This is a genomic window from Mycobacterium heckeshornense, assembly GCF_016592155.1.
In the GTDB taxonomy this organism is placed as follows: Bacteria; Actinomycetota; Actinomycetes; order Mycobacteriales; family Mycobacteriaceae; genus Mycobacterium; species Mycobacterium heckeshornense.
This window is the reverse complement of sequence record NZ_AP024237.1, coordinates 4,666,629-4,687,423: the sequence shown is the minus strand read 5'-3', so window position 1 is coordinate 4,687,423 and position 20,795 is coordinate 4,666,629. Positions and strand designations below refer to the sequence as shown.

Genomic DNA, 20,795 nt, shown 5'->3' with positions numbered 1-20,795 from the left:
CACCAGGTGGCCCACGTCCGCTGCGGGTCGTCGACGTGACAGCATGGGCTGGTGTTTGTCGTCCGCATGGTCGCCGTGCTGGCCGCTGCGTCGATTCTGGTGACGGCATGCGGCCGCAGTGCCGAGCACCCACCCAGGTCTCCGCGGCCCGGTGCGGGCGCCCCAGCCAAGCCGGTCCCTCCGGCATGCGGTGACGGGACTGCGATGTTGGCGGCGATGTCGACCCGTGACAAGCTTGCGCAGCTGCTGATGGTCGGCGTGCGCAATGCCGGTGATGCCAAGGCCGTCGTCGCCAACCACCACGTCGGCGGAATCTTCGTCGGCAGCTGGACGGACCTGTCGATGTTGACCGACGGCTCGCTGACCGCTATCGCGCGCAGCGCGGCCCCGTTGCCGCTGGCCGTGGGTGTCGACGAGGAAGGCGGCCGGGTGTCGCGGCTGTCCCCCCCTGATTGGGGCCGCTCCGCCGGCCCGGGTGCTGGCGCAGACGAAAACCCCCGACGAGGTGTACACCGTGGCCGTGGACCGGGGCCGCAAGATGCGCACTCTGGGCATCACCATCGACTTCGCCCCGGTGGTCGACGTCAGCGACGCCCCGGCCGACACGGTCATCGGCGACCGATCGTTCGGGTCCGATCCGGCCGTCGTCACCGCCTACGCCGGCGCCTACGCGCGCGGCCTGCGAGACGCCGGGTTGCTGCCGGTGCTCAAGCATTTTCCGGGGCACGGGCATGGTTCCGGTGACTCGCACACCGGCGCCGTCACCACCCCGCCGCTGAGCGAGCTGCAACGCGACGACCTGGTGCCGTATCGGACGCTGGTCACCGCGGGCCCGGTCGGGGTCATGATCGGCCACATGCAGGTTCCCGGGCTGACCGGTGACCAGCCGGCGAGCCTGAGCCCGGCCGCGGTGCAGTTGCTGCGCACCGGTTCCGGCTACGGTGCTCCGCCGTTCGACGGCCCGGTATTCAGCGACGACCTGTCCAGCATGGCCGCGATCTCCGACCGTTTCGGCGTGGCGGAGGCGGTGTTGCGCACCCTGCAAGCGGGCACCGACACCGCGCTGTGGGTCACTACCGATGAGGTGCCCGCGGTACTGGACCGGCTGGAAAAAGCGCTGGCCGCGGGGGAGTTGACCATGCCCGCGGTCGACAAATCGGTGTTGCGAATGGCCGAGGTGAAGGGACCCAATCCGGCGTGTGGCCGGTAGCGCATGTGGGCGAGAAGCTTGGTGCTTACCCTGGAGTCATATGCGCCGCAATTAGCCAGATCACGAAGGACAGTGCATGGCCGGTGGTACCAAACGCTTGCCGCGTGCTGTCCGCGAGCAACAGATGCTCGATGCTGCCGTCCAGATGTTCTCGGTCAACGGCTACCACGAGACCTCGATGGACGCGATCGCTGCCAAGGCCGAGATCTCCAAGCCGATGCTTTACCTGTACTACGGGTCCAAGGAGGAGCTTTTCGGCGCCTGCCTGAACCGCGAGCTGACGCGGTTCATCGACGGTGTGCGCGAAGAGATCGACCCGGAGCAGAGCCCGAAGGACTTGCTGCGCAACACTATTGTGTCGTTCCTGCGCTACATCGACGCCAACCGGGCGTCGTGGATCGTCATGTACACCCAGGCCACCAGCTCGCAGGCATTCGCCCAGACCGTGCGCGAGGGCCGCGAGCGGATCATCGAATTGGTCGCCGACCTGCTGCGGGCGGGCACTCGCAACCCTGACCCCGATACCGACTTCGAGATGATGGCCGTGGCGCTGGTCGGGGCCGGTGAGGCCGTGGCCACCCGGCTCAGCACCGGGGACACCGACGTCGAGGAAGCCGCCGAACTGATGATCAACCTGTTCTGGCGTGGCCTCAAGGGTGGGCCGACCGACCGGGACGGCGACACCGCGTCTAAGCTTGCCGCCGGCTCCGGTTAGAGCGGGCGGACGGTGCCGGTGAGATACGGGTAGCGCTTGGTGAGGTTGCGCAGCGCAAGCTCCCAGCCGTCGTCGACGCGGTCGACGAACAGGCCTGCCCGGGCGGGCAGCACCATCGGTTTGCCGAACCGCACCGAATAGCTCAAAGCGTCTGGAAGGCGGCCCTCGATGTTCGCCAATGCCGCTGCGGCACTGAACATTCCGTGGGCTATGACGGTTGGAAAGCCAAACAGCTTGGCAGCGATCGGGTTGGTGTGAATCGGATTGTGATCGCCGCCGACCGCCGCATAGCGGCGAATCTGTCTGGGGGTTATGCGCAGCACCGCATTTGGGGGCGGCAGCTTCGGCTGCTTCTGCGGCGGCGGTTTGGGCTCGTCGGACAAACTCGTGCGCTGCTGATGCAGGAAGGTTGTCACTTGATGCCACGCGGTTTCGGTGCCGACGCTGACGTCGGTCACCAGGTCGACCAGCAAACCCTTGCGGTGTTCGCGCAGGTTCTCGGCATGCACCTTGACGCCGACGCTGTCGGTCACCGCGATCGGCCGGTATTGGGTGATGTGATTTTCGGTGTGGATGGCTCCTATTGCGGCAAAAGGAAAGTCGAACGACGTCACCAGGGACATCACTGCGGGGAAGGCCAATACGAACGGATAGGTCAGCGGCACCGTGTCGCCATAGCGTAAGCCGGTGACTGCGGCGTAGGCAGCAACATGTGCGCGGTCGATCCGCACATCGTTGACGCTGATTGTTCGGTCGGGCAGTCGGTCGTCGCGGGGGACCAGCGGCAGCGCTCCCGCCGCTGCGCGCAGCATGTTTTTAAGCCCACTGGGTTGGGTCATCGTGGCTCCGTCCACTTTCCGGCTGATCCTTGGCTCATTGCCCTCCGCGTCGTCGCCGGACTCAGGCACCCATCAATGCTTGGCCACAGACGCGAATGACGTTGCCGGTTACGGCATTTGACGCCGGGTTGGCGAAATAGGCGATGGTTTCGGCGACGTCGACCGGCTGTCCACCCTGCAGCAGCGAATTCAGGCGCCGGCCCACCTCGCGGGTGGCCAGTGGGATCGCCGCGGTCATCTGCGTTTCGATGAATCCTGGCGCGACGGCGTTGATCGTGATGCCCTTCTCGGCGAGCGTCGGCGCCAGCGCTTGGGTGATGCCGATCATGCCGGCCTTGCTGGTGGCGTAATTCGTCTGCCCGCGGTTGCCGGCAATACCGGCCACCGAGGACAGACCGATCACCCGACCGCCCTCACCGATACAGCCGTTGTCCACCAGCCCCTCGGTAAGACGAAGCGGCGCAAGCAAATTCACGGCTATAACCGCGTCCCAACGGTCGCCGTCCATGTTGACCAGCAGCTTGTCGCGGGTGATGCCGGCATTGTTGACCAGAATGTCGGTCCGCCCGTTGTGATGGTCGCGTAGATGCTGGGTGATCTGGTCGACGGCATCGGCGGCGGTGACGTCGAGGGTGAGCGCCGTGCCCCCCACCCGGCTCGCGGTCTCGGTGAGCGCGTCGGCCGCGGCGTCGACGTCGATCGCGACCACCCGGGCCCCGTCGCGGGCCAACACCTCGGCGATCGTCGCGCCGATGCCACGGGCAGCGCCGGTCACCACCGCGACTTTGCCGTCGAGCGGACGGTCCCAGTCGGCCGGGGGCGTGGCATCGGTTGCTCCGACGTGAAACACTTGGCCGTCAACGTATGCCGATTTGGCCGACAAGATGAACCGCATCGTCGATTCCAGGCCGGTAGCCGCCGGTTTGGCCTCGGGAGAAAGATAGACCAACTGAACGGTGGCCCCCCGCCGTAGCTCCTTACCCAGCGAGCGGGTGAAACCCTCCAGCGCACGCTGCGCGATCCGCTCGTCGGTGCTGGCGATGGCCTCAGGAGTGGTGCCGACGACGACGACGCGGCCGCAGGCGCTCAGGTTACGCAACAGCGGGGCGAAAAACTCGTGCAGCCCCTTCAACCCGGCCGGCGCGGTGATCCCGGTGGCGTCGAAAACGAGCCCGCCGAACGAGTCGGCCCAACGACCGCCGAGGTTGGCACCCACCACCTCGTAGTCTCTGTCCAGTGCGCTGCGCAGCGGCTCGACCACCCGGCCTTGCCCACCGATCAGCAAAGACCCCTCCAGCGGCGGATCGCCTACCCGGTAGCGACGCAGCGGCGGCGGTTGTGGAATTCCGAGCTGCTTGGCCAGAAACGACCCGGGACCAGAGTTGACGACCTGGGAGAATAGGTCGGATGAAAGTTTAGGGGCCACTGAGCTGCCTTCCGTTGTGGACGTATCTCGTAACCAACGACGAACTTACTCCAGAGTAAGAACGGCGGGTAGTATGGCCCTCATCGGCGGACCAATCCCCAATTGATGACACGGAGACGAACGTGGCCCCTGCAAGCACTTCGACAAGTTCTCAGACGACTAACCAGCCTGCCAACAAAAGTATGCCGTCACGGCGGCGCGTTGCCGTGCTCGGTGGCAATCGTATTCCGTTCGCACGGTCCGACGGCGCGTACGCCGACGCGTCGAACCAAGACATGTTCACTGCCGCGCTGAGCGGGCTGGTGGATCGTTTTGATCTCGCCGGTGAACAACTCGGCGCGGTGATCGGCGGCGCGGTGCTCAAGCACAGTCGCGACTTCAACCTGATGCGGGAATGCGTACTGGGATCGGCTCTCTCGCCGCACACGCCGGCCATCGACATGCAGCAGGCCTGCGGGACCGGGCTGCAGGCTGCGATCGCCGCGGCCGATGGCATCGCCGCCGGCCGCTACGAGGTGGCCGCCGCGGGCGGCGTCGACACCACGTCGGATCCGCCGATCGGCTTGGGCGACAACCTGCGTCGCACACTGCTGAAGCTGCGCCGGTCCAAGTCCAACCTCGAGCGGCTCCGGCTGGTGGGCACGCTGCCCGCGACCGTCGGTGTGGAGATTCCGGTGAACGCCGAACCCCGCACCGGGTTGTCGATGGGTGAACACCAGGCCATCACCACCAAGCAGATGGGCATCAAACGGGTCGACCAAGACGAACTCGCCGTCGCCAGCCACCGCAACATGGCCGCCGCTTACGACCGCGGCTTCTTCGACGACCTCGTCACCCCGTTTTTGGGGCTGTACCGCGACGACAACATGCGCCCCGACGCATCGCTGGAGAAGCTGGCCCAGCTCAAGCCGGTGTTCGGGGTGAAGTCCGGCGATGCGACGATGACGGCGGGCAATTCCACGCCGCTGACCGACGGTGCCTCGGTCACGCTGCTTGCCAGCGAGGAGTGGGCCGCCCAGCATTCCTTGACCCCGCTGGCCTATTTCGTCGATGCCGAGACCGCCGCCGTGGACTACGTCAGCGGCAACGACGGACTGCTGATGGCACCCACCTACGCCATCCCCCGGCTGCTGGCGCGGAACGGACTGAGCCTGCAGGACTTCGACTTCTACGAGTTCCACGAGGCGTTCGCGTCGGTGGTGCTGGCGCATTTGCAAGCGCTGGAGTCCGAGGAGTACTGCAAGCAGCGGCTGGGCTTGGACGCGGCGCTGGGATCCATCGACCGGTCCAAGCTCAACGTCAATGGTTCCTCACTGGCGGCCGGTCACCCGTTCGCCGCCACCGGCGGGCGTATCCTCGCGCAGACCGCCAAGCTGCTGGCGGAAAAGAAGGCCGAGCGGAGGGGAGCAGCCGACACGCCGCTGCGCGCGCTGATTTCGATCTGCGCGGCCGGTGGTCAGGGCGTGGCCGCCATTTTGGAGGCTTGAACTACCGGGCGCCGAATTTCGTGGGGACGTTTAGTAACGCCTGGCCGCGGGTATGCGAAATACGGATAGCTCCGTGTTGTCGTCCGACCCCCGACCCGATGGCAACGCGGGGCATCCCTGGGTAAAGAGGCCGCCGCTGGACTGAGGGGATCCAGCGGCGGCCTCTGCAGGTCATCGCCGTCTTTGTCTGCCAGGCTTAGAACGCCGCTTCGTCGAGCTCCATGACCTCGGTGTCGATCGACTCGATCACCTGACGGGTGCTGCTGAGCAGCGGCAGGAAGTTCTTCGCGAAGAACGATGCCACCGCGATCTTGCCCTGGTAGAAGGCCCGGTCGGCGTCGCTGGCGCCGCGGTCGAGGGCCGCCATGGCCACGGCGGCCTGACGCTGCAGCAGCCAGCCGATCAGCAGATCGCCGACAGCCATCAGGAACCGCACCGAACCCAGGCCCACCTTGTAGACGCTGGAGATGTCCTCCTGGGCGGCCATCAGGTAGCCGGTCAGCGCGGCGGCCATGGCCTGCACATCGGCCAACGCGGTGGCCAACAGCTCGCGTTCGGCCTTCAGCCGGCCATTGCCGGACTCGTTCTTGACGAACTCCTCGATCTGGCTGGCCACGTAGGCCAGCGCCACACCCTTGTCGCGGACGATCTTGCGGAAGAAGAAGTCCTGCGCCTGGATGGCCGTGGTGCCCTCATAGAGCGAGTCGATCTTCGAGTCGCGGATGTACTGCTCGATCGGGTAGTCCTGCAGGAAGCCGGAGCCGCCCAGCGTTTGCAGGCTCTCGGTGAGCTTGGCGTACGCCTGCTCAGAGCCGACGCCCTTGACCACCGGCAGCAGCAGGTCATTGACCTTGACGGCCAGCTCGGCGTCCACACCGTGCACGGCCTTCGCCACCGCGGCGTCCTGGTAGGTCGCCGCGTAGGTGTAGAGCGCGCGCAGGCCTTCGGCGTAGGCCTTCTGGGTCATCAGCGACCGGCGCACATCCGGGTGGTGGGTGATCGTCACTCGCGGTGCGGTTTTGTCGGTCATCTGGGTCATGTCGGCACCCTGCACGCGCGACTTGGCGTATTCCAGCGCGTTCAGATAGCCGGTGGACAGCGTCGCGATGGCTTTGGTGCCCACCATCATCCGCGCCTGCTCGATGACGTCGAACATCTGCGCGATGCCGTTGTGCACCTCGCCGACTAGCCAGCCCTTAGCCGGCACGCCGTGCTGGCCGAATGCCAGCTCGCAGGTGGCCGACACCTTCAGGCCCATCTTGTGCTCGACGTTGGTGACGAACACGCCGTTGCGCTCACCCGGCTCACCGGTTTCCGGGTCGAACAGGAACTTGGGGACGAAGAACAGCGACAGGCCCTTGGTGCCCGGGCCGGCGCCTTCCGGGCGGGCCAGCACCAGGTGGAAGATGTTCTCGAACAGGTCACCGGAATCGGCCGACGTGATGAACCGCTTTACGCCGTCGATGTGCCAGGATCCGTCGTCCTGCTTGATCGCCTTGGTACGGGCCGCACCCACGTCGGAACCGGCGTCCGGCTCCGTCAAGACCATCGTGGCGCCCCAGTTGCGCTCGGCGGCCAGCACGGCCCACTTCTTTTGCTCTTCGGTGCCGAGCTTGTAGAGGATGTTGGCGAATCCGGCGCCGCCGCCGTACATCCACACCGCCGGGTTGGCGCCGAGGATGTGCTCATGCAGCGCCCAGACCAGTGCTTTGGGCATGGGCGTGCCACCGAGAGCCTCTTCGATACCGATCTTGTCCCAACCAGCTTCCAGCGTCGCCTGCACCGACTTCTTGAACCGCTCGGGCAGCGTCACGGAGTGGGTTTCCGGGTCGAAAACCGGCGGGTTACGGTCGCCTTCGGCGAATGACTCCGCGATCGGGCCCTCCGCCAGCCGGCTCATCTCCGCCAGCATCTCGCGGGCAGTGTCCACGTCCAGGTCGCTGTAGGGGCCTGCGCCGAATACCTTGTCGACGCCGAAGACCTCGAACAGGTTGAACTCCTGGTCGCGGACATTGCTCTTGTAGTGGCTCACGTTTCCTCCTCGATGAGAACGCCACTTCGCGGTTGGGTACTAGGACTAAGTTACCCACCGGTAACAGGGCCAACTTAACGGGTCAGTAACTTCAACGCAAGCCAATGTGAGCTACATTCCAATGGCTAATTAACCAACCGGTTGGGCAGAGCCGGATTGTGGCCCGGGTATGCCCCTTGAGCTGCGCAAACGATCAGCCCAACGCCGGTGTGTCAAGCGCCACAGCCCGCCTTGTGATGCGTCTCGGCGACGTCTCGGCGTGTCGTGCAATCCCGCAGTGTGCGCCCTTACCAGGCCGGACGAGGTTGGCGCGCCCGCGCGATCGCGGCAGCCCGTCGGGACCGCGGGCATGCGCCGTTACGGCCGTCGGCTAAGCGCTTCGTGCTTTGATGGCCGCTCGGCACACTAGCGGCGAAACAGCTTGTTGCCCAGCCACACCACCGGGTCGTAGCGACGGCCGGCGACGCGCTCTTTCATCGGGATGATCGCGTTGTCGGTGATCTTGATCCCCTCGGGGCATACCTCGGTGCAGCATTTGGTGATATTGCAGAAGCCGAGACCGGCCTCGTCCTGGGCGAGGTCTCGCCGGTCCGCCGTGTCGAGCGGATGCATCTCCAGTTCGGCGATGCGGATGAAGAACCGAGGACCCGCGAACGCTTCCTTGTTCTCCTCGTGGTCACGGATCACGTGGCAGACGTTTTGGCACAGGAAGCATTCGATGCACTTGCGAAACTCCTGTGAGCGCTGCACGTCGACCTGCGCCATCCGGTACTCACCGGGTTGCAGATCCTTGGGCGGCGTGAAGGACGGGATCTCGCGGGCCTTTTCGTAGTTGAACGACACATCGGTGACCAAATCACGAATAACCGGGAACGTCCGCAGCGGTGTGACCGTGACCGCCTCGTCCTCGGCGAACGTCGACATCCGGGTCATGCACATCAACCGCGGTCTGCCATTGATCTCCGCCGAACACGACCCGCACTTGCCCGCTTTGCAGTTCCACCGCACCGCGAGGTCGGGTGTCTGAGTCTGTTGCAGACGGTGGATGACGTCGAGCACCACCTCACCCTCGTTGACCTCGACGGTGAAGTCCTGCAGCGCGCCGTTGGCGTCGTCGCCGCGCCACACCCGCAAGCGTGCGTTGTAACTCATTTACTTCTCCGTCCTGGGTGGGCTGCCAGCTCTTCCTCGGTGTAGTACTTCTCCAGTTCGGAGAGCTCGAAGAGCTCCAGCAGGTCGGGCCGCATCGGCGGTTGCTCCTCGCGGGTGACATCGACGTGGGGCAGGTTTACGTCGTCGCCCTGCGTGCGGCACACCAGCAAGACTTTGCGCCAGTTGGCGTCCATGGCGGGATGGTCGTCACGGGTGTGCCCGCCGCGGCTCTCGGTGCGCTGTAAAGCCGCCTTGGCCACGCATTCGCTGACCAGCAGCATGTTGCGCAGGTCGATGGCCAGATGCCAGCCCGGGTTGTATTGCCGATGCCCTTCGACCTGCAGGTTGGCGAATCGGGCCCGCAGCTCCTCCAGCCGGCCGAGCGCCTGCGTGATCTCCTCGCCGGTGCGGATGATGCCGACCAGCTCGTTCATGCAGTCCTGCAGATCAATCTGCAGCTTGTACGGATTTTCCGCCGGTGAGCCATCTTTCGGCCCTTCGAACGGCGACAGCGCAAGCTTGGCGGCAGCCTCCACGGCCTGCTCGGAGACCTGCGGCCGGCTGCGCAGGGCGCGCACATAGTCGGCGGCGCCCAGGCCGGCGCGCCGGCCGAACACCAGCAGGTCCGACAGCGAATTGCCGCCCAGCCGGTTGGAGCCGTGCATCCCACCGGAGCACTCGCCGGCGGCGAACAGCCCGGGCACGATGGCCGCACCGGTGTCCGGGTCGACCTCGACGCCGCCCATTACGTAGTGACAGGTCGGCCCGACTTCCATCGGCTCCTTGGTGATATCGACCCCGGCCAGCTCCATGAACTGGTGATACATCGACGGCAGTCGCCGCTTGATCTCCGCCGGGGTCAGCCGCGATGCGATATCGAGGTAGACCCCGCCGTGGGGCGAGCCGCGGCCGGCTTTGACTTCGGCGTTGATTGCGCGCGCGACTTCGTCACGAGGCAGCAGGTCGGGGGTGCGACGCGCCGAGTCGTTGTCTTTGAGCCACTGGTCGGCCTCTTGCTCGGTCTCGGCGTACTGTCCTTTGAACACCGCCGGGATGTAGTCGAACATGAACCGCTTACCGTCGGCGTTCTTCAGCACGCCGCCGTCGCCGCGAACACCTTCGGTAACGAGAATTCCTTTGACGCTGGGCGGCCACACCATGCCGGTCGGGTGAAATTGGACGAACTCCATGTTGATCAGCGTCGCCCCGGCCCGCAGCGCCAGGGCATGCCCGTCGCCGGTGTACTCCCAGGAGTTCGATGTCACCTTGAACGACTTGCCGATCCCCCCGGTGGCCAGCACGACCGCCGGGGCCTCGAACAAGACGAACCGGCCGGTCTCGCGCCAGTACCCGAACGCGCCGGCGATGCGGTCCCCGTCCTTGAGCAACTCGGTGATCGTGCACTCGGCGAACACCTTGATCCGCGCCTCATAGTCACCGAGTTCGGCATGGTCCTCCTGCTGCAGGGAGACGATCTTCTGCTGCAGCGTTCGGATCAGCTCGAGACCGGTGCGGTCACCCACGTGGGCCAGCCGCGCATAGGTGTGTCCGCCGAAGTTGCGTTGGCTGATCCGGCCGTCCTTGGTGCGGTCGAACAGCGCGCCGTAGGTCTCCAGCTCCCAGATCCGGTCCGGGGCTTCCTTGGCGTGCAGCTCGGCCATCCGCCAGTTGTTCAGGAACTTCCCGCCGCGCATGGTGTCGCCGAAGTGCGTCTGCCAGTTATCTTTCGGGTTGGCGTTACCCATTGCCGCCGCAGCACCGCCCTCGGCCATGACGGTATGCGCCTTGCCGAACAACGACTTACACACCACCGCGACCTTAAGGCCGCGTTCTCGCGCCTCGATCACAGCGCGCAGCCCGGCGCCGCCGGCACCGATCACGACGACGTCGTAGGAGTGCCGTTCGACCTCAGCCATGAAAACCCTCGCTCAACTAAACCTGATAGTTCTTGTCAGCCAATGAATCTCAAGTCGTGAATCCAGCCGCTAGCCACCAGGGCGACGTAGCCGTCGGTGAGCATCAGGGTGCCCAACGTGATCCACGCCCACTGCATGTGCTTGGTGTTGATCAAGCTGACCTGTGTCCAGAGCCAGTAGCGCACCGGATGCTTCGAGAAATGCTTGAGCCGGCCGCCGGTGACATGCCGGCAGGAGTGACAGGACAAGGTGTAGATCCACAGCAGGATCACATTGACCGTAAGGATGACGTTGCCCAGTCCAATGCCGAAACCGCTCGGCGAATGGAATGACTTGACGACGTCGTAGGTGTTGACGAGCGAAACGATGCACGCTACATAGAAGAAGTAGCGGTGCACGTTTTGCAGTATGAGTGGAAGCTGTGTCTCGCCGGTGTATACCGAATGTGGTTCTGCCACAGCGCATGCCGGCGGAGACTGCCACACCGTACGGTAGTACGCCTTACGATAGTAGTAACACGTCAACCGGAACGCCAGCAGGAACGGCAGCGATAGGAACGCCATCGGGATGAACCATGGCAGTTCACCGACCCAGGTGCCGAAGTGCCGGGCTCCTTCTACGCACGACGCGCTTACGCACGGCGAGTAGAACGGCGTCAGGTAGTGGTAGTCCTCGACGTAATAGGCACTGCCCCAGAACGCCCGGATCGTCGCGTAGATGACAAACGCCGACAAGCCCAGGTCTGTCCAAAGGATTGGCAGCCACCACCGGTCGGTGCGTAGGGTGCGCCGGTCTAACTGGGCCCGGGCAGGTGAGAAGACGCCGGTGGCAGGACGGTTCGCCGTGGGTGCGCTCATCTGGTGATCCTCTTCTGGTTGCCTCGTCGGAGCGTACTCAGAAGTGATCAACCGCTGTCGCGGGGGGTCGGTCAGGACCTGCTGCTGTGACCGCCGACACCCTCGTCGTCAGCATCTCGCCACAACCCGGTGTCGTAGTCGGCGTCGGGAGCTTCTCACCCGAGTCCTGCCCTGTGCGCCAGAGCTAATTCAGTCGCGTCGATATCGAGTAACTCGATGGCAGCTGGGATCCGGTCTGCGTCGATGACGGCGCCGATCAGATCATGAAGCTCGGCCAGTTCAGGAGTGCCGGACAACAGATCTCCCATGGCTGACGTGTCACGGATCACAGTACGACACCGAATACTATCCAGCGCGCAGGGCCCGCGTGAGATGAGTCACCGCGCCGGAGAAGCCCTGGAGGTCGGGCGCTGGTCCCCAACGCATCCGGCCGCCGTCGGCCGGATAGGTTGCGGCGCTTGGCAGCTGCGTCAGCTGTGCGTATCCACCAGACGCGCCAGGGCCCCCGGCCCACGGGGGCCCTGGCGTCGGCTCGCGCAAGGTTATTGCTTGGTAATCGCGATGCGCTTGGCCTGGCTTCCGGCGTAGGCGCCGGTAACCCGAACCGTCAGCACGCCAGCGTCATACGACGCCGAGACGGCCTCGCTCGTGACATGCGCCGGCAGCTGGAACGATCGCCGGAACGACCCGTAGCGGACTTCGCGCAGCACTCGGCCGTTCTTTTCCTCGGCACGCTCGTCGCGACGCTGTCCGTGGATCACCAGGCGATCCTGCCGGAGCTCGACCTCGACGTCCTTGTCCACGTCGACGCCGGGAAGCTCCACACGGATAACCGCGTCGTCGCCGTCCTTGACGATCTCGGCGGCCGGAGTGAATTCACCGGTCGACGGCCGCAGCCAATCGGTCGTGGCCGCGGGCCCGAAGAAGTCGCGCAGCCAACGGTCGGTGTCCCAGATGGGTCGTGACCACAGCGTCAGGTTGCTCATCGAATGTCTCCTCATGTGATCTTGATCTCGGCCGGTGTCCACCGGCCCGCCATGCCGTACAACATGAGTCGACTACGCTAAAGTTCCACCTGCGTGTTCGCTTGCGGCGAACCACGACGCCGGCAGCCGCGTCCAACCCCGTGTGAACGGTTTCAACATCACGTGACCAGGCGAGTGAGGGCACCGTCATGTCGGTGTCACATTAGGCGACATTGCGGCAATATCGCCTTCCTAGCCTCGGATCCATGGCTGCAGTGGCACACCCGCCGGCGACCCGCGACGTCGTCGTAGTCGGGCACGGCATGGTGGGCCACCGTCTCGTCGAAGCGCTGCGTGCACGTGACGGCGAGGGGCGCTGGCGGATCACCGTGCTGGCCGAGGAGTCCGACGCGGCCTACGACCGGGTCGGGCTGACCGGCTACACCGAGCACTGGGACCGGGGCCTGCTGGCGCTGCCGGGCAACGATTACACCGGCGACCAGCGCGTCCGGTTGCTGCTACGCAGCCGCGTGGCGGAGATCGACCGTGCCACCAAATCGGTGCTGACCGCCGACGGCCGGCGGTACCGATATGACGTACTGGTGCTGGCCACCGGGTCGTATCCGTTCGTGCCGCCGGTGCCGGGCCACGACCTGCCGCTCTGCCACGTCTACCGCACCCTCGACGACCTTGACGCCATCCGAGCCGACGCCCAGCGTGCGCTGCAGGCAGGTCACGCCCGTGCCGGTGTGGTGATCGGCGGCGGCTTGCTGGGGCTCGAGGCCGCCAACGCGCTGCGCCAGTTCGGGCTGCACACCCACGTCGTCGAGATGATGCCGCGACTGATGGCCCAGCAGGTCGACGAGGCCGGCGGCGCCCTGCTGGCCCGGATGATCACCGAGCTGGGGATCGCGGTGCATCTCGAGGCGAAAACCGAGTCAATTGAACCCATGACGCACTCCGACGGTTCGACGTCGGTGCGGGTGCGGCTGTCCGACGGAGAGACCATCGAGGCCGGGGTAGTGATTTTCGCTGCCGGTATCCGGCCCCGTGACGAGCTGGCCGCCGCCGCGGGGCTAGCGATCGCCGACCGCGGCGGCGTGCTCACCGACTTATCCTGCCGGACAAGCGATCCCGATATCTACGCGGTCGGCGAGGTGGCTGCGATCGAAGGCCGTTGCTACGGCTTGGTGGGGCCCGGCTACACCAGCGCTGAGGTCGTGGTGGATCAGCTGCTCGGCGGAGCAGCCGAGTTCGGGGAAGCTGACATGTCCACCAAGCTCAAACTGCTCGGCGTCGACGTTGCCAGCTTCGGTGACGCGATGGCCACCACGCCGAACTGCTTAGAGGTCGTGGTCAACGACGCGGTGAATCAGACCTACGCCAAGCTGGTGCTCTCCGACGATGCCAAGACGCTCCTCGGCGGCATCCTGGTGGGGGATGCGTCCGCCTACGGCGTACTGCGGCCCATGGTCGGTTCCGAGCTGCCGGGCGACCCGTTGGCGTTGATTGCACCCGCCCAAAGTGGCGGTGCAGCAGGGAATTTGGGAGTCAGCGCGCTGCCCGACGGCGCCCAGATCTGCTCTTGCAACAATGTCACCAAAGGTGATTTGACCGCGGCCATTGCCAACGGTTGTGCTGACGTGGCTGCGCTCAAATCGTGTACTTCAGCCGGCACCTCGTGCGGTTCCTGCGTGCCGATGCTCAAGCAACTGCTGCAAGCCGAGGGTGTCCAACAGTCCAAGGCGCTGTGCGAACACTTCAGCCAATCGCGTCAAGAACTATTCGAGATCATCATGGCCACCGGCATTCGCACCTTTTCCGGTCTGCTGGATCGTTTCGGCACCGGAAAGGGTTGCGACATCTGCAAGCCAGCCGTTGCCTCGATCCTTGCGTCCACCGGCTCGGAGCACATCCTCGACGGCGAACAGGCGTCTCTGCAGGACTCCAATGATCACTTCTTGGCCAACATTCAGAGGAATGGCAGCTACTCGGTGGTGCCGCGGGTGCCAGGCGGCGATATCAAACCCGAGCATCTAATCCTTATCGGTCAGATAGCACAGGAATTCGGCCTCTACACCAAGATTACCGGCGGTCAGCGCATCGACATGTTCGGCGCGCGAGTCGACCAGCTACCGGCGATCTGGAAACGGCTTGTCGACGCCGGCATGGAATCAGGGCACGCGTACGGGAAAGCGGTGCGCACCGTGAAGAGTTGCGTCGGCAACGATTGGTGCCGCTATGGCCAACAGGATTCAGTGCAGCTGGCGATCGATTTGGAGCTGCGATATCGGGGGTTGCGTGCACCGCACAAGATCAAGATGGGCGTCTCGGGGTGTGCCCGCGAATGCGCCGAAGCGCGGGCCAAGGATGTTGGCGTCATCGCCACCGAAAAGGGCTGGAATCTCTATGTCGGCGGCAACGGCGGGTTTACCCCCAGGCACGCGCAGTTGCTGGCCAGTGACCTTGACGAACAGACGCTGATCCGCTACATCGACCGATTCCTGATGTTCTACATCCGTACCGCAGATCGGTTGCAACGCACCGCGTCGTGGATCGAATCACTTGAGGGTGGACTCGATCACGTGCGCGACGTGGTATGCAACGACTCACTCGGCCTGGCCGAGGAGTTCGAGGCGGCGATCGCACGGCATGTCGCGAACTACAAGTGCGAATGGAAAGGCGTGCTGGAGGACCCAGAGAAGCTTTCCCGGTTTGTTTCCTTCGTCAACGCGCCCGACGCCCCCGATCCCACTGTGACGTTCACCGAATACAACGGACGCAAAAGACCGGCGCCGCCCAACGACGGACAGGCTGATCCGGTGCTGATGGGTATGCCGCGAGTGCGGGCATAAAGGCCAAATGCAGGAGATCTCATGACGCTGCTTGATGACACCACCGAACTGTTATCCGTCTCTGTCGAAACCTGGACGGCCGCTTGCTCATACGACTACTTGATTCCCAACCGGGGGGTGGGAGTGCTCCTGGCGGACGGCTCTCAGGCGGCATTGTTCCGGCTAGACGACGGGTCGTTGCACGCGATCGGAAACATCGACCCGTTTTCCGGTGCGGCGGTGCTGTCACGCGGCATCGTCGGGGACCGAGCCGGTCGGCCCATGGTTCAATCACCCATCGGCAAGCAGGCATTCGCTCTCGATGACGGCCGCTGCTTCGACGATCCGGCGGTGGCGGTGCCGGTGTATCGGACCCGGCTGGTTAACGGAATGGTCGAGGTCGGCCGCTAGGTCCCTCACGCTGCCAGCGGCGCGCGAGCGCGGTGGAAGCGGTTGGCAATCAGCCTCGCCAGCCGCGGATGGGTGCCCAGCGGGTCGGCCACCACGTCCGCGCCGGAGTTTCGCAACTGGTGGGCAAATATGCCGTCGGCCAGCAGATAGCTAGCCACCGCGACCGGTCGGCCAGACCGACGTCGCGCGTTCGCGACCGCCTCGGCCACGGTGGGATTACCGGTGGCCGCGAACGCCAACTCCACCCGTGACCCGGTCAGCGCTGAGACCAGCGTCGCTGTGGTGTGCAGGTCGGTGCGAGCCACCGGATCGGATGTGCCGGCCGCAGCCAGGATTACCGAATCACCGGGACGCCAGCCAGCTTTGAGCAGCTGTTCGCCGACCAGCCGCGCGATCTGGTGGCTTGGCCCGAGCGCCGGGGTGACGGTGACGCGGGGATGTCCGCTGGCTGCCACGTGTGCGGGCAGGTCGGTGCGAACGTGATAGCCGCGGGACAGGAACGCCGGCACCACGGTGGTGGGCTGGTGAGCCACCGCGCCGCTGGAAAGCACTTCGCTTGGCGTGGGTCCTAGCACGTCGACGAATGCGACGTGCACCGTGCGATCCAGTAGCCGGCTGACGTTTTCGGCAAGGTCGCCGATCATAGCGAGGCCGGCCGGTCGGCGCGTGCCGTGAGCGACCAGGACGAGGTTCACGCCGCACCGGTTTGTTCGTCGATCGCCAACCGATAGCCACGCTTGACCACTGTAACGACGATTCCCTTGTCTCCTAAGGCAGCTCGCAGTCGCAGCACCGCGGTATCCACGGCATGGGTGTCGGTGCCGCTGCCTGGCAGCGCGCGCAGCAGATCGCTGCGGGAAACCACCGCGCCCGGACGTTGGGCCAGCGCACGCAGTATCGCCATTCCGGCCCGCGACAGTGGCCTGACTTCGCCGTCGACGACGACGCAGGTGCCGCGGATTTCGATCACATGGCCAGCGGCATGTACCGTGCGGGAACGCAGGAGCGGCAGCTCATCTGCGATGTGGCGAGCCAACGCGCCCAACCGCATCCGGTCCGGCGACGAGGTCGGAATTCCCAGCCGCGTAAGCGGTTGCGCGGTGACCGGCCCGACACACATCGCGCGCACGACGGTGCGCAGCGCGTCCAGGAACTGGCCTTGAACCCCTAGTTCCTCGGCACGCATCAAGGTCGCCGCGACCGCGGGCGCCGAGGTGAAGCTGACCGCGTCGACCTGGCGTTGGGTGATCTGGATGACCAGCTGGTCGAACTCGCCGCCGCGCGGCACCGGCCGCCACCGGTACACCCGTATCGGCACCACTTCGGCACCGGCGACCCGCAGCTCGTCAGCGAACTCCGGAAACGGGTCCCATTCGTCGGTGGCGCCGTGCAGTTGAAGAGCGATCCGGCGACCGCTAATGCCGGATTTGAGCAGAAACCGCAGAACATCGCGAGACGATTCGGATTCCGGTGACCATGCCTCGCGCAAGCCGGCTGCGCGTAGCGCACCGGTCGCTTTCGGGCCGCGGGCCACGACCTGCGCACTCGACAGCGCAGCGATCAGCTGGCTCGCCAGTCCCCACCCGTCGGCGGCAGCAATCCATCCGCGAAACCCGATTCCGGTGGTGGCGATCAGAATATCCGGCGGGTTGGCGATCAAAGCCTCGGTGTGACGGTGCAATTCGTCGTCGTCGGGCAGAGCTACCATGCTGATCGCCGGGGCGCTGCAGACCGTGGCGCCGTGACGACGTAGCAACGCGCACAGCTCGTCTGCGCGGCGCGCTGCCGTCACGGCGACCCGATAGCCGGTGAGCGGCGCCGCGACTGGCTCACTCATATCACGTGTGTAAGGCTCGTACATTTCGACCGCGTTACCGCGTAATTGCCGCAGCGTTGCCCCGTCGTGCGGCTTCGGTCACAGCCGCGCCGGCGTCGGCTCGGAGGCTCTGCCCGCCGTACGCGGAGCCGAGACCGGCACCCGCACGTACATCGCCCAGGTCAGGAACGAGGCGACGACATAGAACGCCAAGAACATCCAAAACGCCGAGGTCTCCTCGCCGGTGCTGAGATATGACTGTCGCAGTGTCAGGTTGATTGCCACGCCGCCGAGCGCGCCGACCGCGCCGGCGAAGCCGATCAGCGCACCGGACATGGCCCGTGACCAGTGACGGCGTTCGGCTTCGCTGACGTTCAATTCGCGGCTGCGCGCCTCGAAGATCGACGGGATCATCTTGAACACTGAAGCATTGCCGATTCCGGACAAAATGAACAGGGCGATAAAGCCCACGGCGTAGCCAACCATTGCCACAGCGCTTGTCGCAGGACCGGTGCCCTCGTCGTATCGGCTGACCCCGACCAGAAGCCCGGCTGCCAGGATCATGCCGACAAACACCGCCAAGGTGATGCGGCTCCCGCCGATGCGATCGGCCAGCCTGCCGCCATAGATCCGCGACAGCGACCCCAAAAGCGGTCCCAGGAAGGCGATTTGGGCGACGTGCAGCGACGCCTGGGCGGGGGTCTGCCCGCTGTCGATGAAATTGATGTAGAGCACCCGGCCGAACGCGAACGAGAACCCGATGAACGACCCGAAGGTGCCGATGTAGAGCAGTGAGATCACCCAGGTATGGCGAACGAACAGAATGGCCTTCAAGTTGCCCACCTCGATGGCGTGGTCCAAGTTGTCCATGAACAGTGCGGCCGCGACTCCGGCGATCGCGAGCAGCACCAGATAGATTGCGCACACCCAGTACGGCTGCCGGTTGCCGGCGAATGCCAACACCAACAGCCCGACCACCTGGACGACCGCCACGCCGAGGTTGCCGCCGCCCGCGTTGACGGCCAGCGCCCAGCCCTTGAGCCGCTGCGGATAGAACGCGTTGACGTTGGCCAGCGACGCGGAATAGTTGCCGCCGCCCAACCCGGTCAGCGCCGCGCACAGCAGGTACGGCCACAGCGGTAGCCCGGGGTTGGCCAGCAGCACGATGGTGCCGACAGTCGGGATCAGCAGCACCAGGGTCGAAAACATCGTCCAGTTACGGCCGCCGAACTTCGCGATGCCCAGGGTGTAGGGGATGCGGGCGCAGCCGCCGACCAATGTGGCCACCGCACCCAGCACGAACTTGTCGGCGGCGGAGAATCCGTACACGGTCTGCGGCATGAACAGCACCATCACCGACCACAACGACCAGATCGAAAAGGCGACATGGTCGCAGACCACCGTGCAGATCAAGTTGCGGCGGGCGATGGCCTGGTTACCCGCTTCCCATGCTGCGGTGTCTTCCGGGATTCCAATCCGCAATGCGATGCGAATGGCCTCTCAAGTCTCCTCCTCAACGATGCCGCGCGGTCACGGTAGGCACGCAGTGTTACCGGAACACTGCCGACAATGACCGCGGCGTGAATTTACGGTCACAGCCTGGGAGGTGACAGTGCGAATGCTGGGAGTCGGCAGTGATGCTGCCGACTCCCAGTGGCCTGTGCCACAGCGCACGATAGCCGCGCGGCGGTCATGCCGCCATTCACCGACAGGGCGCTAGGTTGATGCCGGCGCCAACGCGTCCGGCACCGCATGCGGGAGACCGGACAGTGTCGGGCGGCGCACGTACCTGAGCCAGGTCAGCGTGGCTGCACCGAGGTAGCAGGAGACGAACACCCAGAACGCCGCCGTGGCCGAGCCGCTGGTCAGATATGACTGTCGCAGCGCCAGGTTGATGCCGACACCGCCGAGGGCCCCCGATAGCGCCGGCGAAGCCGATGAGCGCTCCCGCCATGGCGCGGGACCATTGCTGGCGCGCTGGCTCGCTGAGATTCAGGGAGCGGCTGCGCGCTTCAAAGATTGACGGAATCATCTTGTACACCGACCCATTTCCGATGCCCGACAACACGAACAGCGCGACGAAACCGACGACGTAGCCGACCATTGTGGTGGCGGTCGCCGGACCGGCCCGATGATCATCGAGGGTGCTGACGCCGATGAGCAGGCTGGCGGCCAGGATCATCCCGGCGAAGGTGTACAGGGTGATCCGGCCGCCGCCGACGCGGTCAGCGAGTTTCCCACCGTAGACGCGCGAAACCGATCCCAGCAGCGGGCCGATGAACGCGATCTGAGCGGAGTGCAGCGCGGCTTGTGCGGTGGTTTGGCCGCTGGCGGTGAAGTTGATCTGCAGGATCTGTCCGAACGCGAACGAGAACCCGATGAACGACCCGAAGGTGCCGATGTAGAGCAGCGCGACGACCCAGGTGTCGCGCTCGGTGAGGATGTCACGCATCGCGGTCAGGTCGATCTTGTGCTGTTCGAGGTTGTTCATGAACAGCGCGGCGCCCACGCCGGCGACGGCCAGCAGCACCAGATAGACAGCGCAAACCCAGTAGGGCGAACGGTTGCCGGCCGTGGCGATCACCAGCAGGCCGACCACTTGGATCACGGGCACCCCGATGTTGCCGCCGCCCGCGTTGACGCCCAGCGCCCACCCTTTCAGCCGCTGGGGGTAAAAGGCATTGATATTGGTCATCGATGAAGCGAAGTTTCCGCCGCCGAATCCGGCCAGCGCCGCGCACATCAGGTACATCCACAGTGGTAGGCCGGGGTGGGCGAGCAGCCACAGTGTGCCAAGCGTGGGGATGAGCAACACGAACGCCGAAAACGTCGTCCAGTTGCGGCCGCCGAACGTCGCCGTCGCCAAGGTGTACGGGATACGCAGGCACGCACCGACCAGGGTTGCGGTCGCGCCCAGCAGGAACTTGTCGGCGGCGGTGAAACCGTAGACGGCCTGCGGCATGAACAGCACCATCACCGACCAGATCGACCAGATCGAAAAGCCGAGATGCTCGGTGACCACCGACCAGATCAGGTTGCGACGGGCGATGTTCTTGTTACCGGCCTCCCAGGCCACTTTGTCCTCGGGATCCCAGTCGGTTATCAGATGTGAACGTGGCATGCGGCCACGCTAAA

Annotated in this window: 14 protein-coding genes and 3 pseudogenes; 5 read left to right on the top strand and 12 right to left on the bottom strand. The window is 65.2% G+C overall.

All coding sequences use genetic code 11. From position 1 onward, the window contains the following. Nucleotides 1-66: 66 nt before the first annotated feature. A pseudogene (locus MHEC_RS22570) lies at nt 67-1,210 on the top strand (glycoside hydrolase family 3 N-terminal domain-containing protein). A 76-nt stretch (nt 1,211-1,286) separates the two neighbouring features. Then, nucleotides 1,287-1,925: a TetR/AcrR family transcriptional regulator gene (locus MHEC_RS22565; RefSeq protein ID WP_048890498.1), complete on the top strand. Its 639-nt coding sequence runs from the start codon at nt 1,287-1,289 to the stop codon at nt 1,923-1,925. Here the strand turns inward: MHEC_RS22565 and MHEC_RS22560 are convergent. Next, a complete protein-coding gene (locus MHEC_RS22560; RefSeq protein ID WP_048890568.1) occupies nt 1,922-2,764 on the bottom strand; it encodes a MaoC/PaaZ C-terminal domain-containing protein in 843 nt (280 codons plus the stop codon). The genes MHEC_RS22565 and MHEC_RS22560 overlap by 4 nt on opposite strands. Nucleotides 2,765-2,825: 61 nt before the next feature. Continuing rightward, nucleotides 2,826-4,190 carry a 3-oxoacyl-ACP reductase gene (locus MHEC_RS22555; protein ID WP_048890499.1) on the bottom strand — a complete coding sequence of 455 codons (1,365 nt, stop codon included), beginning with the start codon at nt 4,188-4,190 and terminating at the stop codon, nt 2,826-2,828. Between the two features lie 122 nt (nt 4,191-4,312). Between MHEC_RS22555 and MHEC_RS22550 the strand changes: the two genes are divergently transcribed. Continuing rightward, a complete protein-coding gene (locus tag MHEC_RS22550; RefSeq protein WP_372507322.1) occupies nt 4,313-5,677 on the top strand; it encodes an acetyl-CoA C-acetyltransferase in 1,365 nt (454 codons plus the stop codon). 196 nt (nt 5,678-5,873) lie between these two features. Here the strand turns inward: MHEC_RS22550 and MHEC_RS22545 are convergent, their stop codons facing one another. The 6 genes from MHEC_RS22545 to MHEC_RS22520 form a co-directional block, all read right to left on the bottom strand. Then, a complete protein-coding gene (locus MHEC_RS22545) occupies nt 5,874-7,709 on the bottom strand; it encodes an acyl-CoA dehydrogenase (protein WP_048890501.1) in 1,836 nt (611 codons plus the stop codon). Between the two features lie 405 nt (nt 7,710-8,114). Continuing rightward, nucleotides 8,115-8,861, bottom strand: a complete 747-nt coding sequence (locus tag MHEC_RS22540) for a succinate dehydrogenase/fumarate reductase iron-sulfur subunit (protein WP_048890502.1) — start codon at nt 8,859-8,861, stop codon at nt 8,115-8,117. Beyond that, nucleotides 8,858-10,777, bottom strand: a complete 1,920-nt coding sequence (locus MHEC_RS22535; protein ID WP_048890503.1) for a fumarate reductase/succinate dehydrogenase flavoprotein subunit — start codon at nt 10,775-10,777, stop codon at nt 8,858-8,860. Before MHEC_RS22535 ends, MHEC_RS22540 begins: the two co-directional genes overlap by 4 nt. Nucleotides 10,778-10,812: 35 nt before the next feature. After that, entirely contained in the window at nt 10,813-11,634 is an 822-nt protein-coding gene (locus tag MHEC_RS22530) for a hypothetical protein (RefSeq protein ID WP_048890504.1), read from the bottom strand. Between the two features lie 155 nt (nt 11,635-11,789). Beyond that, complete coding sequence (locus MHEC_RS25170; protein WP_372507321.1) at nt 11,790-11,942, bottom strand: hypothetical protein; 153 nt, start codon at nt 11,940-11,942, stop codon at nt 11,790-11,792. A gap of 234 nt (nt 11,943-12,176) precedes the next feature. Then, on the bottom strand, nt 12,177-12,620 hold the full coding sequence (locus MHEC_RS22520) for an Hsp20/alpha crystallin family protein (protein WP_048890505.1): 444 nt from the start codon (nt 12,618-12,620) through the stop codon (nt 12,177-12,179). A gap of 245 nt (nt 12,621-12,865) precedes the next feature. Between MHEC_RS22520 and nirB the strand changes: the two genes are divergently transcribed. Both nirB and nirD read left to right on the top strand, forming a co-directional pair. After that, nucleotides 12,866-15,454 (top strand): nitrite reductase large subunit NirB, encoded by a 2,589-nt coding sequence (gene nirB / locus MHEC_RS22515; RefSeq protein WP_071700111.1) that lies wholly within the window; start codon nt 12,866-12,868, stop codon nt 15,452-15,454. A 21-nt stretch (nt 15,455-15,475) separates the two neighbouring features. After that, nucleotides 15,476-15,844 carry a nitrite reductase small subunit NirD gene (gene nirD / locus MHEC_RS22510; protein WP_048890506.1) on the top strand — a complete coding sequence of 123 codons (369 nt, stop codon included), beginning with the start codon at nt 15,476-15,478 and terminating at the stop codon, nt 15,842-15,844. A gap of 5 nt (nt 15,845-15,849) precedes the next feature. Here the strand turns inward: nirD and MHEC_RS22505 are convergent, their stop codons facing one another. The 4 genes and pseudogenes from MHEC_RS22505 to MHEC_RS22490 form a co-directional block, all read right to left on the bottom strand. After that, the gene (locus tag MHEC_RS22505; RefSeq protein WP_048890507.1) at nt 15,850-16,539 is read right to left on the bottom strand and encodes a sirohydrochlorin chelatase; all 690 of its coding nucleotides are present in this window, start codon (nt 16,537-16,539) and stop codon (nt 15,850-15,852) included. Beyond that, nucleotides 16,536-17,681, bottom strand: a complete 1,146-nt coding sequence (locus MHEC_RS22500; protein ID WP_048890508.1) for a uroporphyrinogen-III synthase — start codon at nt 17,679-17,681, stop codon at nt 16,536-16,538. Before MHEC_RS22500 ends, MHEC_RS22505 begins: the two co-directional genes overlap by 4 nt. Nucleotides 17,682-17,759: 78 nt before the next feature. After that, nucleotides 17,760-19,164: pseudogene (locus tag MHEC_RS22495) on the bottom strand (nitrate/nitrite transporter). A gap of 212 nt (nt 19,165-19,376) precedes the next feature. After that, nucleotides 19,377-20,781: pseudogene (locus MHEC_RS22490) on the bottom strand (nitrate/nitrite transporter). Nucleotides 20,782-20,795: the final 14 nt, after the last annotated feature.

Bases quoted from the DNA above. Each gene is read 5' to 3' on its own strand.
- nirD (WP_048890506.1), top strand. From the start codon at position 15,476: ATGACGCTGCTTGATGACACCACCGAACTGTTATCCGTCTCTGTCGAA.
- MHEC_RS22535 (WP_048890503.1), bottom strand. From the start codon at position 10,777: ATGGCTGAGGTCGAACGGCACTCCTACGACGTCGTCGTGATCGGTGCC.
- MHEC_RS22520 (WP_048890505.1), bottom strand. From the start codon at position 12,620: ATGAGCAACCTGACGCTGTGGTCACGACCCATCTGGGACACCGACCGT.
- MHEC_RS22500 (WP_048890508.1), bottom strand. From the start codon at position 17,681: ATGAGTGAGCCAGTCGCGGCGCCGCTCACCGGCTATCGGGTCGCCGTG.
- MHEC_RS25170 (WP_372507321.1), bottom strand. From the start codon at position 11,942: ATGGGAGATCTGTTGTCCGGCACTCCTGAACTGGCCGAGCTTCATGAT.
- MHEC_RS22560 (WP_048890568.1), bottom strand. From the start codon at position 2,764: ATGACCCAACCCAGTGGGCTTAAAAACATGCTGCGCGCAGCGGCGGGA.
- MHEC_RS22540 (WP_048890502.1), bottom strand. From the start codon at position 8,861: ATGAGTTACAACGCACGCTTGCGGGTGTGGCGCGGCGACGACGCCAAC.
- nirB (WP_071700111.1), top strand. From the start codon at position 12,866: ATGGCTGCAGTGGCACACCCGCCGGCGACCCGCGACGTCGTCGTAGTC.
- MHEC_RS22565 (WP_048890498.1), top strand. From the start codon at position 1,287: ATGGCCGGTGGTACCAAACGCTTGCCGCGTGCTGTCCGCGAGCAACAG.
- MHEC_RS22530 (WP_048890504.1), bottom strand. From the start codon at position 11,634: ATGAGCGCACCCACGGCGAACCGTCCTGCCACCGGCGTCTTCTCACCT.